23 protein-coding genes are annotated in these 16,412 nt (G+C 41.1%); all 23 read left to right on the forward strand.

Annotated features, from left to right (window positions below):
* The first annotated feature begins 172 nt into the window (after nt 1-172).
* Nucleotides 173-3,772 carry a DNA-directed RNA polymerase subunit beta' gene (rpoC, locus tag ACQKMF_RS25680; protein ID WP_230178746.1) on the forward strand — a complete coding sequence of 1,200 codons (3,600 nt, stop codon included), beginning with the start codon at nt 173-175 and terminating at the stop codon, nt 3,770-3,772.
* A 294-nt stretch (nt 3,773-4,066) separates the two neighbouring features.
* Nucleotides 4,067-4,315: a 50S ribosomal protein L7ae-like protein gene (locus tag ACQKMF_RS25685; protein WP_034305040.1), complete on the forward strand. Its 249-nt coding sequence runs from the start codon at nt 4,067-4,069 to the stop codon at nt 4,313-4,315.
* A gap of 104 nt (nt 4,316-4,419) precedes the next feature.
* Nucleotides 4,420-4,842, forward strand: a complete 423-nt coding sequence (gene rpsL / locus ACQKMF_RS25690) for a 30S ribosomal protein S12 (protein ID WP_034305038.1) — start codon at nt 4,420-4,422, stop codon at nt 4,840-4,842.
* 41 nt (nt 4,843-4,883) lie between these two features.
* The gene (gene rpsG, locus ACQKMF_RS25695) at nt 4,884-5,354 is read left to right on the forward strand and encodes a 30S ribosomal protein S7 (RefSeq protein ID WP_048677878.1); all 471 of its coding nucleotides are present in this window, start codon (nt 4,884-4,886) and stop codon (nt 5,352-5,354) included.
* 44 nt (nt 5,355-5,398) lie between these two features.
* Nucleotides 5,399-7,477, forward strand: coding sequence for an elongation factor G (fusA, locus tag ACQKMF_RS25700; protein ID WP_101225871.1), 2,079 nt, complete (start codon nt 5,399-5,401; stop codon nt 7,475-7,477).
* 121 nt (nt 7,478-7,598) lie between these two features.
* Nucleotides 7,599-8,786, forward strand: coding sequence for an elongation factor Tu (gene tuf, locus ACQKMF_RS25705; RefSeq protein ID WP_048677883.1), 1,188 nt, complete (start codon nt 7,599-7,601; stop codon nt 8,784-8,786).
* Between the two features lie 419 nt (nt 8,787-9,205).
* Nucleotides 9,206-9,514: a 30S ribosomal protein S10 gene (gene rpsJ / locus ACQKMF_RS25710; RefSeq protein WP_019244375.1), complete on the forward strand. Its 309-nt coding sequence runs from the start codon at nt 9,206-9,208 to the stop codon at nt 9,512-9,514.
* 40 nt (nt 9,515-9,554) lie between these two features.
* A complete protein-coding gene (gene rplC, locus ACQKMF_RS25715; RefSeq protein WP_034305028.1) occupies nt 9,555-10,184 on the forward strand; it encodes a 50S ribosomal protein L3 in 630 nt (209 codons plus the stop codon).
* A 25-nt stretch (nt 10,185-10,209) separates the two neighbouring features.
* Nucleotides 10,210-10,833 (forward strand): 50S ribosomal protein L4, encoded by a 624-nt coding sequence (gene rplD, locus ACQKMF_RS25720; RefSeq protein ID WP_034305025.1) that lies wholly within the window; start codon nt 10,210-10,212, stop codon nt 10,831-10,833.
* Entirely contained in the window at nt 10,833-11,117 is a 285-nt protein-coding gene (gene rplW, locus ACQKMF_RS25725) for a 50S ribosomal protein L23 (RefSeq protein WP_057915217.1), read from the forward strand. Before rplD ends, rplW begins: the two co-directional genes overlap by 1 nt.
* 26 nt (nt 11,118-11,143) lie before the next feature.
* Complete coding sequence (gene rplB / locus ACQKMF_RS25730; protein WP_034305021.1) at nt 11,144-11,974, forward strand: 50S ribosomal protein L2; 831 nt, start codon at nt 11,144-11,146, stop codon at nt 11,972-11,974.
* Between the two features lie 60 nt (nt 11,975-12,034).
* Entirely contained in the window at nt 12,035-12,313 is a 279-nt protein-coding gene (rpsS, locus tag ACQKMF_RS25735) for a 30S ribosomal protein S19 (protein ID WP_034305018.1), read from the forward strand.
* Nucleotides 12,314-12,330: 17 nt separating this feature from the next.
* Nucleotides 12,331-12,672, forward strand: coding sequence for a 50S ribosomal protein L22 (rplV, locus tag ACQKMF_RS25740; protein WP_034305017.1), 342 nt, complete (start codon nt 12,331-12,333; stop codon nt 12,670-12,672).
* Between the two features lie 3 nt (nt 12,673-12,675).
* A complete protein-coding gene (rpsC, locus tag ACQKMF_RS25745; RefSeq protein WP_034305014.1) occupies nt 12,676-13,332 on the forward strand; it encodes a 30S ribosomal protein S3 in 657 nt (218 codons plus the stop codon).
* Nucleotide 13,333: 1 nt separating this feature from the next.
* Entirely contained in the window at nt 13,334-13,768 is a 435-nt protein-coding gene (gene rplP / locus ACQKMF_RS25750) for a 50S ribosomal protein L16 (protein WP_034305012.1), read from the forward strand.
* On the forward strand, nt 13,758-13,961 hold the full coding sequence (gene rpmC, locus ACQKMF_RS25755) for a 50S ribosomal protein L29 (protein WP_034305010.1): 204 nt from the start codon (nt 13,758-13,760) through the stop codon (nt 13,959-13,961). Before rplP ends, rpmC begins: the two co-directional genes overlap by 11 nt.
* Before the next feature lie 18 nt (nt 13,962-13,979).
* Nucleotides 13,980-14,243 (forward strand): 30S ribosomal protein S17, encoded by a 264-nt coding sequence (gene rpsQ, locus ACQKMF_RS25760; RefSeq protein WP_048677887.1) that lies wholly within the window; start codon nt 13,980-13,982, stop codon nt 14,241-14,243.
* A gap of 41 nt (nt 14,244-14,284) precedes the next feature.
* Nucleotides 14,285-14,653, forward strand: coding sequence for a 50S ribosomal protein L14 (gene rplN / locus ACQKMF_RS25765; RefSeq protein WP_034305005.1), 369 nt, complete (start codon nt 14,285-14,287; stop codon nt 14,651-14,653).
* Nucleotides 14,654-14,696: 43 nt separating this feature from the next.
* The gene (gene rplX, locus ACQKMF_RS25770) at nt 14,697-15,008 is read left to right on the forward strand and encodes a 50S ribosomal protein L24 (protein WP_034305002.1); all 312 of its coding nucleotides are present in this window, start codon (nt 14,697-14,699) and stop codon (nt 15,006-15,008) included.
* 29 nt (nt 15,009-15,037) lie between these two features.
* Nucleotides 15,038-15,577, forward strand: coding sequence for a 50S ribosomal protein L5 (rplE, locus tag ACQKMF_RS25775; RefSeq protein ID WP_034305000.1), 540 nt, complete (start codon nt 15,038-15,040; stop codon nt 15,575-15,577).
* A 25-nt stretch (nt 15,578-15,602) separates the two neighbouring features.
* The gene (locus tag ACQKMF_RS25780) at nt 15,603-15,788 is read left to right on the forward strand and encodes a type Z 30S ribosomal protein S14 (RefSeq protein WP_034304998.1); all 186 of its coding nucleotides are present in this window, start codon (nt 15,603-15,605) and stop codon (nt 15,786-15,788) included.
* A 30-nt stretch (nt 15,789-15,818) separates the two neighbouring features.
* Nucleotides 15,819-16,217 carry a 30S ribosomal protein S8 gene (gene rpsH / locus ACQKMF_RS25785; RefSeq protein WP_034304995.1) on the forward strand — a complete coding sequence of 133 codons (399 nt, stop codon included), beginning with the start codon at nt 15,819-15,821 and terminating at the stop codon, nt 16,215-16,217.
* A 30-nt stretch (nt 16,218-16,247) separates the two neighbouring features.
* The coding region (gene rplF / locus ACQKMF_RS25790) for a 50S ribosomal protein L6 (protein WP_427575543.1) at nt 16,248-16,412 on the forward strand (165 nt) is incomplete at its 3' end.

Raw genomic sequence — 16,412 nt, forward strand, 5'->3', positions numbered from 1 at the left:
ACATATCTAGTTATATATCACCCGCTCTGACTGGCAGCAAGATGTTCATTTGAAGATCATGCTGCCTTGTTAGAGCCTTATTGATTCAATCAACCATCATCCGGTGTAAGATTGCCTGATATTTGACGGCAATCAAGGGTTAAACCTGGAGATTAAAAGGGAGGTAGGCCCCTTGTTAGACGTTAATAATTTTGAGTATATGAAAATTGGTCTTGCTTCACCAGACAAGATTCGTTCTTGGTCACATGGAGAAGTTAAAAAACCAGAAACAATCAACTATCGTACGCTAAAGCCAGAAAAAGACGGTTTATTCTGTGAGAGAATTTTTGGACCTCAAAAGGACTGGGAATGTCATTGCGGAAAATATAAACGTGTTCGTTATAAAGGCGTAGTCTGTGACCGTTGTGGCGTTGAAGTCACTCGTGCTAAGGTGCGTCGTGAGCGTATGGGTCATATTGAGCTGGCAGCTCCAGTTTCACACATATGGTATTTTAAAGGAATTCCTAGCCGTATGGGACTTGTACTTGACATGTCTCCACGGGCTTTGGAAGAAGTTATTTACTTTGCATCTTACGTCGTAACTGAAACGGGCGATACAACTTTAGAAAAGAAACAGCTTCTTTCTGAAAAAGAATATCGTACATACCGTGAAAAATACGGTAAGAAATTCCAAGCTGCCATGGGTGCGGAAGCTATTAAAAAACTTTTACAAGATATTGATACGGAAAAGGAAGTAGAGTCGTTGAAAGAGGAGCTTAAAACAGCTCAAGGACAACGCAGAACCCGTGCAATCAAACGCTTGGAAGTGCTTGAAGCATTCCGTAACTCCGGAAATGAGCCTTCATGGATGATCCTTGACGTGCTTCCGGTCATTCCACCGGAACTTCGTCCTATGGTTCAACTTGATGGAGGACGTTTTGCCACATCTGATCTAAATGATTTATATCGCCGTGTTATCAACCGTAATAATCGTTTGAAAAGATTACTGGATCTTGGAGCACCAAGCATTATCGTTCAAAATGAGAAGCGTATGCTGCAAGAAGCTGTCGATGCTCTTATCGATAATGGCCGTCGCGGCCGTCCGGTAACTGGACCTGGTAACCGTCCGTTAAAATCTTTATCTCACATGTTAAAAGGTAAACAAGGTCGTTTCCGTCAAAACCTTCTTGGTAAACGTGTTGATTACTCTGGCCGTTCCGTTATCGTAGTAGGACCAAACTTAAAGATGTACCAATGTGGTCTTCCTAAAGAAATGGCGATTGAATTATTCAAACCATTCGTTATGAAGGAGCTTGTTCAAAGAGGCCTAGCGCATAACATCAAATCCGCTAAGCGCAAAATTGAACGTTTATCTCCTGAAATATGGGATGTGCTTGAAGAAGTTATTAGAGAACACCCAGTACTATTGAACCGTGCACCGACTCTTCATAGACTTGGTATCCAGGCGTTTGAACCAACGTTGGTTGAAGGTCGCGCAATTCGTTTGCATCCGCTCGTATGTACAGCTTACAACGCTGACTTTGACGGTGACCAAATGGCGGTCCACGTTCCTCTATCTTCTGAAGCCCAAGCCGAAGCACGCATGCTTATGCTTGCAGCACAGAACATTTTGAACCCTAAAGATGGTAAACCTGTCGTTACACCTTCTCAAGATATGGTATTAGGTAACTATTACTTAACATTGGAAAGAGAAGGCGCTATCGGCGAAGGTATGATCTTTAAAGATACAAGTGAAGCATTGCTTGCATACCAAAACGGATATGTACACTTACATTCCCGTTGTGCCGTACATGCATCATCACTGAATAATGAAACATTCACTGAAGAACAAAACCGCCAGCTGCTTATTACCACTGTCGGTAAATTGATCTTCAATGAAATTTTACCAAAATCATTCCCGTATATTAACGAGCCGACACGATATAATTTGGAAACCAAAACTCCAGAGAAATATTTTGTGGAAAAAGGCGCTAATATCCCTGAATTGATTAAGGCTCAACCTGCTATCGATCCTTTCAAGAAAAAAATCCTTGGAAATATCATCGCAGAAGTCTTTAAACGCTTTAAAATTACCGAAACATCCAAAATGCTTGACCGGATGAAAGATCTTGGATTCAAATATTCGACAAAAGCCGGTATTACCGTTGGTGTGGCTGATATTGTCGTTTTAAAAGAAAAACAAGAAATCATTACTGAGGCTCAAACCAAAGTGGATAACGTCTTGAAACAGTTCAGACGTGGTCTAATTACAGAGGATGAGCGTTATGATCGCGTCATTTCCATCTGGAGTGCTGCCAAGGATACCATCCAGTCCAAACTTATGGACTCACTGGACCGACGCAACCCGATCTTCATGATGAGTGACTCCGGTGCCCGTGGTAATGCTTCCAACTTTACGCAGCTTGCGGGTATGCGTGGTTTGATGGCCAACCCGGCTGGACGAATCATTGAATTACCGATCAAATCAAGTTTCCGTGAAGGTTTAACAGTGTTGGAGTACTTCATCTCTACACATGGTGCGCGTAAAGGTCTTGCCGATACAGCCCTTAAAACAGCCGATTCCGGTTACCTTACGCGTCGACTTGTTGACGTTGCCCAAGATGTCATCATCCGTGATGACGATTGTGGAACGGACCGCGGCTTGAAAATTTCTGCCTTAAGAGAAGGTACTGAAATAATCGAGCATCTTGAAGAGCGCCTAGTGGGCCGTTATGCAAGAAAAGCGATCAAACATCCAGAAACAAATGAAGTAATCGTGGCTGAAAACGATCTTATTACTGAAGATCTTGCTAATTATATTGAATCACTTGGAATTGAAACAGCATGGATCCGTTCTGCCTTTACATGTAACACCAGCCATGGTGTATGTAAAAAATGTTATGGACGCAACTTGGCTACCGGTCAAGAAGTTGAAGTGGGCGAAGCAGTCGGTATTATTGCCGCTCAATCCATCGGAGAACCTGGTACACAGTTGACGATGCGTACATTCCATACAGGTGGGGTTGCCGGGGACGATATCACTCAAGGTCTTCCTCGTATCCAAGAAATATTTGAAGCGAGAAATCCTAAAGGTCAAGCTGTCATTTCTGAAATTGAAGGAACGATTGTTTCGATCAATGAAATTCGCGATAAACAACAGGAAATCGTCGTTCAGGGTGCTGTTGAATCACGCACGTATACTGCGCCGTACACAGCGCGTCTAAGAGTAACTGTTGATACACCTGTCCGTCGTGGTGAAGAGTTGACAGAGGGTTCCATCGATCCGAAAGAATTGCTGAAAGTTACAGACGTGCTTACTGTTCAGGAATACCTGCTTCATGAAGTTCAAAAAGTATACCGGATGCAAGGTGTTGAAATCGGAGATAAACATATCGAGGTAATGGTTAGACAAATGATGCGTAAAGTCCGTGTGCTTGATGCAGGAGAAACTGAAGTGCTTCCAGGAACATTATTGGATGTTAACCAGTTCACTACTGCAAACACTGATGCATTGCTGACCAATAAATTACCAGCAACAGGCCGCCCTGTATTGCTAGGTATCACAAAAGCATCTCTAGAAACGGATTCCTTCTTGTCCGCCGCGTCATTCCAAGAAACAACTAGGGTCTTGACTGATGCAGCAATAAAAGGAAAACGTGATGAATTGCTTGGACTTAAAGAAAATGTCATCATCGGTAAACTTGTCCCTGCAGGAACGGGAATGCTTAGATACAGAAAGGCAAACCCTGTCGTTGTTGGAGACGAAAATGCTGATGCAGTAACTGTGGATTAAAGGGAAAAGGACCAGCTCAATAATTTAAACTGAAAACCGCGCTCCTGTTTCCTATAGGAGCTGATGGATCAGAAGGTTATTGAGCTGGTCTCTCTTATTACTCATGACCGGCTGAAAGGCACTATGAGAATTTGATATATTCCGTTTAGGCAAATTGATAATCTTAATAGAATTTTGTAAGGAAAACCTTTTGCTTGAATTATTTTTTTGAAAGAAGTTGACAGTATCCGACTAATAATGATACTATAGCAAAGGTGCTCCTATGTTACCCTGTAACTTTGGAGGATATGGACCATGTCTTATGAAAAAGTAATACAGGCAAAGTCAGTGATTATAGGGACGAAGCAAGCAGTTAGAGCTCTTAAAAACAATTTAATTCAAGAAGTTATCATCGCTGATGATGCAGATATATACTTGACTGGGCGTGTCGTTGAGACTGCCAAAGAATTGGATGTTCCTATCACATATGTTGATTCGATGAGAATGCTTGGCAAAGCATGTGGTATTGATGTCGGAGCAGCAACTGTTGCCATCAAAAAGTAAAGATGTTTTTGCAAATGTATTTGCAAAGACTTTGTTTTTACCCATTTATGAACCACCTGGATGTGTGGTACTAGAAATGAAAACGTGAAGGGAGGAAAAATGTAATGCCTACTATTAATCAATTAGTGCGTAAAGGACGCGAGTCTAAAGAGGTTAATTCAAAATCTCCAGCACTTAACAAAGGCTACAACAGCTTTAAAAAAGCACAAACTAACGTATCATCTCCGCAAAAACGTGGTGTTTGCACTCGTGTGGGTACTATGACACCGAAAAAACCAAACTCCGCGTTACGTAAATATGCGCGTGTACGTTTAACAAACGGTATCGAGGTAACAGCTTATATCCCAGGTATCGGTCACAACCTACAAGAACACAGCGTGGTTCTTATCCGTGGCGGTCGTGTAAAAGATTTACCAGGGGTACGTTACCATATCGTACGTGGTGCTCTTGATACAGCTGGAGTTAACAATCGTATGCAAGGCCGTTCTAAATACGGTACTAAGCGTCCGAAAGCAGCAAAAAAATAATCTTAAACAAAAATTGAACTTTCTTGAAAGGAGGAAATACAATGCCTCGTAAAGGACCTGTAACGAAAAGAGACGTATTACCAGATCCAATATATAATTCAAAACTTGTGACTCGCTTAATCAACAAATTAATGGTTGATGGACAAAGAGGTAAATCACAAAAAATTCTTTACTCTGCATTTGATTTAATCAAAGAACGTACTGGCAATGAGCCGATCGAAGTTTTCGATCAAGCACTTAAAAACATCATGCCTGTACTAGAAGTAAAAGCACGCCGTGTGGGTGGAGCTAACTACCAAGTACCAGTTGAGGTGCGTCCAGACCGCAAATCGACTCTAGGACTTCGTTGGTTAGTAAACTACTCTCGCCTTCGTGGAGAAAAAACGATGGAAGAGCGTTTAGCTTATGAAATCATGGATGCTGCAAACAATACTGGAGCAGCAGTTAAGAAACGTGAAGATACACACAAAATGGCTGAAGCCAACAAAGCTTTCGCACATTATCGCTGGTAAGATTAATCACTATAAAATCCTTATAGAAGGAAGGAGAAAGACAAATGGCAAGAGAGTTCTCCTTAGCAAACACTCGTAATATCGGTATCATGGCTCACATCGATGCTGGTAAAACGACAACAACAGAACGTGTTCTATATTACACTGGTAAAATCCATAAAATTGGTGAAACGCACGAAGGTGCATCTCAAATGGACTGGATGGAACAGGAACAAGAACGCGGAATCACGATCACTTCCGCTGCAACAACTGCACAGTGGAAAGGTCACCGTGTAAACATCATCGATACACCAGGACACGTAGACTTCACAGTTGAAGTTGAACGTTCTTTGCGCGTACTTGATGGAGCTGTAGCTGTACTTGATGCCCAATCAGGTGTTGAGCCTCAAACTGAAACAGTTTGGCGCCAAGCTACAACTTACGGTGTACCACGTGTCGTATTCGTAAACAAAATGGACAAAATCGGTGCAGATTTCTTGTATTCAGTTGGAACAATCCACGATCGTTTACAAGCTAACGCTCACCCAGTTCAGTTACCAATCGGAGCAGAGGATCAATTCTCTGCAATCATTGACCTTATTGAAATGAAAACTCATTTCTATGGTAATGACCTAGGAACTGACATCACTATCGGTGAAATTCCTGAAGAACACCGGGAATTAGCTGAAGAATACCGTGAAAAGCTAATTGAAGCAGTAGCGGAAGTTAATGAAGACTTAATGGAAAAATACCTTGGCGGCGAAGAAATCAGCATTGCTGAATTAAAAGCAGCTATTCGTACAGCAACCGTTAATGTTGAATTCTTCCCTGTTATTTGCGGATCAGCTTTCAAAAACAAAGGTGTTCAATTAATGCTTGATAACGTTATCGACTTCCTTCCATCTCCATTGGATGTACCAGCTATCAAAGGTACATTACCGGATTCAGAAGAAGAAGTGGAACGTCATTCAGACGATTCTGAACCGTTCTCTGCTTTAGCGTTTAAAGTTATGACTGACCCTTACGTTGGTAAACTTACATTCTTCCGTGTGTACTCAGGTACATTAGAATCAGGATCATATGTAATCAACTCAACTAAAGGAAAACGTGAACGTATTGGACGTATCCTTCAAATGCACGCAAACAGCCGTGAAGAAATCTCAACTGTATATGCAGGAGATATCGCAGCTGCTGTCGGATTGAAAGATACTACAACTGGAGATACTCTATGTGATGACAAGAATCAAGTAATTCTTGAGTCCATGGTATTCCCAGAGCCAGTTATCTCACTATCAGTTGAACCGAAATCAAAAGCAGACCAAGACAAAATGTCTCAAGCTTTACAAAAGCTTCAAGATGAAGATCCAACATTCCGTGCGCATACTGACCAAGAAACTGGTCAAACAATCATCGCTGGTATGGGTGAACTTCACTTGGACATCCTTGTTGACCGTATGCGTCGCGAATTCAAAGTGGAAGCAAACGTTGGTGCTCCTCAAGTAGCATACCGTGAAACTTTCCGTGGTTCAGCTAAAGTTGAAGGTAAATTCGTTCGCCAATCTGGTGGTCGTGGACAATTCGGACACGTATGGATCGAATTCGGTCCAAACGAAGAAGGTAAAGGATTCGAATTTGAAAATGCTATCGTCGGTGGTGTAGTACCACGTGAATATATCCCTGCTGTACAAGCTGGATTAGTTGATTCACTTGACCGTGGTGTACTTGCTGGTTACCCGCTAGTCGACATCAAAGCAAAATTATTTGACGGATCTTACCATGACGTTGACTCCAATGAAATGGCATTTAAAATCGCTGCCTCTATGGCACTTAAAAATGCAGCATCTAAATGTAGTCCTGTCATCCTTGAACCAATCATGAAAGTAGAAGTAGTTATTCCAGAAGATTACCTAGGCGACATCATGGGAGATATCACATCTCGTCGTGGTCGTGTAGAAGGTATGGAAGCTCGCGGTAACACGCAAATGGTTAAAGCGATGGTTCCTCTATCTGAAATGTTCGGATATGCTACATCTTTACGTTCTAACACTCAAGGACGCGGAACATTCTCTATGCACTTCGATCATTATGAAGAAGTACCTAAGAGCATTTCTGAAGAAATCATCAAAAAAAATAAAGGTGAATAATTGATTTTCATCTCTTATTAAAGTATAACTATCTTATGTAAGCTGTGATGGAAGAATTAGTCTTCTTTCACAGCCCCTATATACTTAATCTTTTATTTATAATTTTAAGGAGGAATTCCTAATGGGAAAAGCTAAATTTGATCGTTCAAAACCGCACGTTAACGTTGGAACAATTGGTCACGTTGACCATGGTAAAACAACTCTAACTGCTGCAATCACAACTGTACTTGCTAAATCTGGTGGCGCAGAAGCTCGCGCTTATGACCAAATCGATGGTGCTCCAGAAGAAAGAGAACGTGGTATCACAATCTCTACTGCACACGTTGAGTATGAAACAGCTACTCGTCACTATGCACACGTTGACTGCCCAGGACATGCTGACTATGTTAAAAACATGATCACTGGTGCTGCACAAATGGACGGCGGAATCCTAGTAGTATCTGCTGCTGATGGCCCAATGCCACAAACTCGTGAGCACATCCTTCTTTCTCGTCAAGTTGGTGTACCATACCTAGTAGTATTCATGAACAAATGCGACATGGTAGATGACGAAGAACTTCTTGAATTAGTAGAAATGGAAATCCGTGATCTTTTATCTGAATACGAATTCCCTGGCGATGACATTCCAGTTATCAAAGGATCTGCTTTAAAAGCTCTTCAAGGAGATGCTGCTTGGGAAGAAAAAATCCATGAATTAATGACAGCTGTTGACGAGTACATCCCAGAACCAACTCGTGACACTGACAAACCATTCATGATGCCAGTTGAGGATGTATTCTCAATCACTGGTCGTGGAACAGTTGCTACTGGTCGTGTTGAGCGTGGACAAGTTAAAGTCGGTGACGTTGTTGACATCATCGGTTTCAACGAAGAGTCTAAACCAACAACTGTAACTGGTGTTGAAATGTTCCGTAAACTTCTTGACTATGCTGAAGCTGGTGACAACATCGGTGCACTTCTTCGTGGTGTATCCCGTGAAGATATCCAACGTGGACAAGTTCTTGCTAAACCAAGCACAATCACTCCACACACAAAGTTCAAAGCTGAAGTTTATGTTCTTTCTAAAGAAGAAGGTGGACGTCACACTCCATTCTTTACAAACTACCGTCCTCAGTTCTACTTCCGTACAACTGACGTAACTGGTATTTGTAACCTTCCTGAAGGCGTAGAAATGGTTATGCCTGGAGACAACATCGAAATGACTGTAGAACTTATCGCTCCAATCGCTATCGAAGAAGGTACTAAATTCTCTATCCGTGAGGGTGGACGTACTGTAGGCGCTGGCGTAGTTGCTACAATCCAAGAATAATTGATTCATAAAACAATATTGGAAGGGACGCCTTCCGGGAGAAGCAGATGGGACGCCATCTGCTTCTTTTTTTTTCTTATTAATATTGAATCTTTCTTCTATAATACCTGTAAATAATGAAGTGTATTTAATGGGTATCATGAGGATTATTGAATTGAAGAAAATGGATATGAAAGACCTCGTAGAATGTACTTGTAAATACTTGTGATAGTATGTATAATAATAAAAGTGTGCTGCACAAGAAATATTCAAGTTTAACTTGCATTGAGCTTGTGTTTTATGTATAATAGACAATGTTGGTCTTTGACTGCGATGATATGGAAGGTTGCTGACACACCCGGCCGCTTTGCCATGGCGAGTGTGTGGGAAATTTCCATTGAGAAGGTCTATTTCAAAATAGGCGAAAAGGAGGGAAAATTATGGCAAAACAAAAAATTCGTATCCGTTTAAAAGCATATGATCACAGAATTCTTGATCAATCTGCTGAGAAAATTGTAGAAACTGCAAAACGTTCTGGTGCGGCTGTATCTGGTCCAATTCCATTACCTACTGAAAGATCGGTATATACGATCCTACGTGCGGTTCATAAATACAAAGATTCTCGTGAACAATTCGAAATGCGTACGCATAAACGTCTAATCGACATCGTTAATCCAACTCCACAAACAGTTGATTCATTGATGCGTTTAGATTTACCATCAGGCGTTGACATTGAAATCAAATTATAATTCATATAAATATGAACAATTACTCTAGGAGGTGTGACTTATGACCAAAGGAATCTTAGGAAGAAAAATCGGTATGACTCAAGTTTTTGCTGAAAACGGTGAACTTATTCCGGTAACAGTTATCGAAGCTGCTAATAACGTTGTTCTTCAAAAGAAAACTGTTGAAACTGATGGCTATGAAGCAGTTCAAGTTGGTTTTGAAAACAAACGTGAAAAGCTTTCTAACAAACCTGAAAAGGGCCATGTTGAAAAAGCAAATACTACTCCTAAGCGCTTCATTCGCGAATTCCGCGGAACGGATCTTACTGAATATGAGATCGGTCAAGAAGTCAATGTAAGTATTTTCGCTGAAGGCGATTTAGTAGATGTATCAGGAATTTCAAAAGGTAAAGGATTCCAAGGCTCTATCAAGCGTCATGGACAATCTCGCGGACCTATGTCTCATGGTTCTCGTTACCACCGTCGCCCAGGTTCAATGGGTCCTGTAGCTCCAAACCGCGTATTCAAAGGTAAACTTTTACCAGGACGTATGGGTGGAGAGCAAATCACTGTTCAAAACTTAGCTATCGTTAAAGTTGATGTTGAACGTAACCTACTATTGATCAAAGGTAATGTACCTGGTGCTAGAAAAGCATTGATCAAAGTTAAAACTGCTGTTAAAGCAAAGTAATTTCTGAGAAAGGAGGAGCAATAGAATGCCAAAAGTTACATTGTTCAACCAAACAGGTTCACAAGTTGGCGACATCGAACTAAATGAATCCATCTTTGGTATCGAACCTAATAATCACGTATTATTTGAAGCAATCATCATGCAACGAGCTTCCTTACGTCAAGGAACTCATAAAGTTAAAAACCGTTCTGAAGTTGCAGGCGGTGGACGTAAACCTTGGAAACAAAAAGGAACTGGACGTGCGCGTCAAGGTTCTATCCGTTCTCCACAATGGCGTGGCGGTGGCGTTGTTTTTGGACCAACTCCAAGATCTTACGCTTACAAGCTACCTAAAAAGGTACGTCGTTTAGCTATTAAATCTGCATTGTCTGCAAAGGCATTGGAAGAGAACATTTTGGTACTTGAAAGCTTGTCTTTCGAAGCTCCAAAAACAAAAGAATTTGTAGCTGTACTTAAAAACCTTTCTGTTGATACTAAAACGTTAGTAGTTACTGACGGTTTAGATGAGAAAGTTGCTCTTTCTGCACGTAACATCCCTGGTGTTACTGTAGTTGAAGCTGATGGTCTTAATGTTCTTGATGTTGTTTCACACAACAAATTGATCTTGACTAAATCAGCTGTCGAAAAAGTAGAGGAGGTGCTTGCATAATGGATGCACGCGATATCATTAAGCGCCCCGTAATCACTGAACGCTCTTCAGACGTAATGGCTGAAAAGAAATATACTTTTGAAGTTGATGTTAGAGCTAATAAAACTCAAGTTAAAGATGCTGTTCAAGAAATTTTCGGCGTTAAAGTTGAGAAAGTAAACATCATGAACTACAAAGGTAAATTCAAACGCATGGGCAAACATGCAGGCTATACTAACAAGCGCCGTAAAGCTATTGTTAAATTAACTGCTGACAGCAAAGAAATCGAGCTATTCGAGGCTTAATTCATTAGAGAAGGAGGGAAATACAAATGGCGATTAAGAAGTATAAACCTACCTCTAACGGTCGACGTAATATGACAACTTCCGATTTTGCTGAGATCACTACAGACAAACCGGAAAAATCATTACTTGCTCCTTTACACAGCAAAGGCGGCCGTAATAACCAAGGTAAGTTAACAGTTCGTCATCAAGGTGGCGGCCACAAGCGTCAATACCGTATCATCGATTTCAAACGGAATAAAGATGGTATACCAGGACGCGTTGCTACTATTGAGTACGATCCAAATCGTTCTGCAAACATTGCATTAATTAATTACGTTGATGGAGAAAAACGTTATATCCTAGCTCCGAAAAACCTAGAAGTAGGTTTGGAAGTTATGTCAGGTCCAGAAGCTGACATCAAAGTGGGTAACGCACTTCCTCTTATTAACATCCCAGTTGGTACAGTAATTCATAACATCGAACTTAAACCAGGAAAAGGTGGACAATTAGTCCGTTCAGCAGGAACTTCTGCTCAAGTACTTGGTAAAGAAGGTCGTTATGTACTTGTACGTTTAAACTCAGGTGAGGTTCGTATGATTCTTGCTACTTGCCGTGCTTCAATCGGTCAAGTTGGTAATGAACAACATGAACTTATCAACATTGGTAAAGCTGGCCGTAACCGTTGGTTAGGTAAACGCCCAACAGTTCGTGGATCTGTAATGAACCCGAATGATCACCCACACGGTGGTGGTGAAGGTAAAGCGCCAATCGGACGTAAATCACCAATGTCTCCATGGGGTAAACCTACTCTTGGATTCAAAACTCGTAAGAAGAAAAATAAATCCGATAAATTTATCGTACGTCGTCGTAAAAAATAACGGGATTGAGCTACGGTTCATATATAGAACCGTAGAACAGTCACGAAGGGAGGTACTCGCATGGGTCGTAGCTTAAAAAAAGGGCCTTTTGTTGATGATCATTTATTGGTAAAAGTTGAAAAATTAAATGAAGCTGACAAGAAACAGGTAGTAAAAACTTGGTCTCGTCGCTCAACAATCTTCCCGCAATTCATCGGACACACAATCGCCGTTTATGACGGTCGTAAGCATGTGCCGGTTTATGTAACAGAAGATATGGTAGGTCACAAACTAGGCGAATTCGCGCCTACACGCACTTATAAAGGTCACGCAAGTGATGACAAGAAAACAAGACGTTAATGAGAGGAGGGCATCTCATGCAAGCTAAAGCTGTCGCTAAAACAGTTCGTATTGCTCCTCGTAAAGTGCGTTTAGTCGCAGATTTAATTCGAGGAAAACAAGTAGGTGAAGCAGTAGCGATTCTTCGCTTAACACCAAAATCTGCTTCTCCAGTCGTAGAAAAAATTCTGAAATCTGCTATCGCAAATGCAGAACATAACTACGAAATGGATATTAATAACCTAGTCGTTTCAGAGGCATACGTTAACGAAGGACCAACATTAAAACGTTTCCGTCCTCGCGCTCAAGGTCGTGCGAGTGCAATTAACAAACGTACTAGTCATATTACAATCGTTGTATCAGAAAAGAAGGAGGGGTAATCTGTGGGTCAAAAGGTAAATCCAATCGGTATGCGTATCGGGATAATCCGTGACTGGGAATCCAAATGGTACGCTGATAAAGACTACGCAGTTCTTTTGCATGAAGACATCAAAGTTCGTGAATATATCGCGAAACGTCTAAATGATGCTTCTGTTTCAAAAGTTGAAATCGAGCGTGCAGCTAACCGTATCAATGTATCTGTCCACACTGCTAAACCAGGAATGGTTATCGGTAAAGGCGGTACTGAGGTAGAAGCACTTCGTAAAGCTTTGAACCAGTTGACTGGCAAAAGAGTTCATATCAATATCATCGAAATTAAAAGAGCAGATCTTGATGCAAAATTGGTTGCAGAAAACATCGCTCGTCAATTAGAAAACCGTGTTTCATTCCGTCGCGCTCAAAAGCAAGCTATCCAACGTACTATGCGTTCTGGAGCAAAAGGAATCAAAACACAAGTTTCTGGTCGTCTTGGCGGTGCTGATATTGCTCGTGCTGAACATTACAGCGAAGGAACAGTTCCACTTCACACACTTCGTGCAGACATAGATTATGCTCATGCTGAAGCAGATACTACTTACGGTAAGCTAGGCGTGAAAGTTTGGATCTACCGTGGAGAAGTTCTTCCTACTAAGAAGAAATCTGAGGAAGGAGGAAAATAATATGTTATTGCCAAAACGCGTAAAATACCGTCGTGAACACCGCGGTAAGATGAGAGGGATGGCTAAAGGCGGCACTGAAGTTCATTTCGGAGAATTTGGACTTCAAGCTCAAGAAGCTTCCTGGATCACGAACCGTCAAATCGAAGCAGCTCGTATTGCGATGACTCGTTATATGAAACGTGGAGGGAAAGTTTGGATCAAAATCTTCCCAAGCAAACCTTACACAGCTAAGCCGCTTGAAGTACGGATGGGTTCCGGTAAAGGTGCTCCTGAAGGTTGGGTAGCAGTAGTTAAACCGGGCAAAGTTATGTTTGAAATCTCTGGTGTATCTGAAGAGGTGGCAAGAGAAGCATTGCGCCTTGCAGCACACAAACTTCCAATCAAATGCAAGTTTGTAAAAAGAGAGGAAATTGGTGGTGAAACAAATGAAAGCTAATGAAATCAAAGATCTAACCACTGCTGAAATTGAACAAAAACTAAAATCTCTTAAAGAAGAACTATTTAATCTTCGTTTCCAGTTAGCTACTGGACAACTTGAAAATACAGCTCGCATCCGTGAAGTTCGCAAATCGATTGCTCGTATGAAAACAGTTGTTCGTCAAAGAGAGATCGGTGTCACTAATCGATAATGAATGGAGGTTTGCAGAATGAGCGAACGCAACCAACGCAAAATCTACACTGGACGCGTAGTATCCGACAAAATGGATAAAACAGTTACAGTTGTTGTAGAAACCTATAAAAAGCATTCTTTATACGGTAAACGCGTGAAATACTCTAAAAAGTTTAAAGCTCATGACGAGCTAAACGAAGCTAAAGCAGGCGACGTAGTACGTATCATGGAAACTCGTCCACTTTCAGCTACAAAACGCTTCCGTCTTGTAGAAGTAGTAGAAAAAGCAGTAATCATTTAATATAGTTCGGATTAAGCTAATTCCGAAGGGAGGTACCGTACATGATTCAACAAGAATCTCGTTTAAAAGTCGCTGACAATTCTGGTGCTCGTGAAGTGCTAACAATTAAAGTCCTAGGTGGTTCTGGCCGTAAAACTGCAAACATCGGTGATATCATCGTTTGTACAGTCAAACAGGCAACACCAGGAGGCGTTGTTAAAAAAGGTGAAGTCGTTAAGGCTGTTGTTGTCCGTACAAAACGTGGTATGCGTCGTCCTGACGGTTCTTACATTCGTTTCGATGAAAACGCATGTGTAATTATCCGTGACGATAAGAGCCCACGTGGAACGCGTATTTTTGGACCTGTTGCTCGTGAATTACGTGACAATAGTTTCATGAAAATCGTTTCTCTTGCTCCAGAAGTTCTATAATATGTAAAATTTGTATAAAGCCTTTCAAGGAGGTGCCAAGCTAATGCATGTTAAAAAAGGTGACAAAGTCGTAGTCATCTCTGGTAAGGACAAAGGCAAACAAGGAACAATTCTTTCTGCATATCCGAAACAAAATCGTGTGCTTGTTGAAGGAATTAACATCGTGAAAAAGCATTCCAAGCCATCTCAACTTAATCCACAAGGTGGAATTATAAGCAAAGAAGCTGCTATTCACGTATCCAATGTAATGCCACTTGATCCTAAATCAGGTAAACCGACTCGTGTTGGATATAAGATCGAAAATGGTAAAAAAGTACGCGTAGCTAAAATATCAGGTGAATCTTTAGATAAATAAGTCATAAATGAAGGGAGGTACACTAAGCAATGAGCCGCCTTAAAGAAAAATTCAGAAGTGAAATTACACCGTCATTGATGGGTAAATTCAACTATCAATCAGTAATGCAAGTACCAAACATTGAGAAAATCGTTATTAACATGGGTGTGGGTGACGCAGTTTCTAACTCGAAAGCTTTAGATACAGCTGTTGAAGAACTTACATTGATCACTGGTCAAAAACCAGTTATAACAAAAGCAAAAAAATCAATCGCAGGTTTCCGTTTGCGTGAAGGTATGCCTATCGGAGCGAAAGTTACATTACGTGGAGAGCGTATGTATCAATTCCTTGATAAGCTAGTATCTGTATCTTTACCGCGTGTACGTGATTTCCGCGGCGTTTCAAAGAAATCCTTTGACGGACGTGGGAACTATACATTAGGCGTTAAAGAACAACTTATCTTCCCTGAGATTGATTACGATAAAGTGAGCAAAGTTCGTGGTATGGACATCGTTATTGTAACGACTGCCAACACTGACGAAGAAGCTCGTGAACTACTTACTCAAGTTGGAATGCCGTTCCAAAAGTAATCTCTAAATAAAGGGAGGCGAAATCGTGGCTAAAAAGTCTATGATCGTAAAGCAAAAACGCGAACAGAAGTTTAAAGTACAAGAATATACACGTTGCGAACGTTGCGGACGTCCACATTCAGTACTACGTAAATTTAAACTTTGTCGTATTTGTTTCCGCGAACTTGCATATAAAGGACAAATTCCTGGCGTTAAAAAAGCTAGCTGGTAAAACCCGAGTTTGGGAAGGAGGTAAAATATAATGGTCATGACAGATCCTATTGCAGATATGCTTACTCGCATCCGTAATGCGAATATGGTTCGTCACGAAAAACTGGAAGTTCCTGCTTCAAAGATCAAAAAGGAAATTGCTGAGATCTTAAAAAGTGAAGGCTTCGTACGTGACTTTGAATTAATCGAAGACAACAAACAAGGTATCATCCGTATCTTCTTAAAATACGGTGCAAACAACGAACGTGTTATCACTGGTCTAAAACGTATCAGCAAACCTGGTTTGCGTGTATATGCAAAAACTGGAGAGGTACCACGCGTTCTTAACGGTTTAGGTATCGCAATTGTTTCTACTTCTCACGGAGTTTTAACAGACAAGGAAGCTCGCTCTAAACAAGTTGGCGGAGAAGTTTTAGCATACGTTTGGTAATACATTTTCACAAGAATGGAGGTGCACATTATGTCTCGTATAGGTAAAAAACCTATTGAAATCCCTGCAGGCGTAACAGTTACTGTTACTGGAAGTGAACTAACTGTTAAAGGTCCTAAAGGTGAATTAACTAGATCATTCAGTCCTGACCTTTCAATCGTTGTTGAAGAGAACGTGTTAACTGTTACACGTCCG

This window comes from Peribacillus sp. NPDC101480 (assembly GCF_050277335.1).
Taxonomy (GTDB): domain Bacteria; phylum Bacillota; class Bacilli; order Bacillales; family DSM-1321; genus Peribacillus.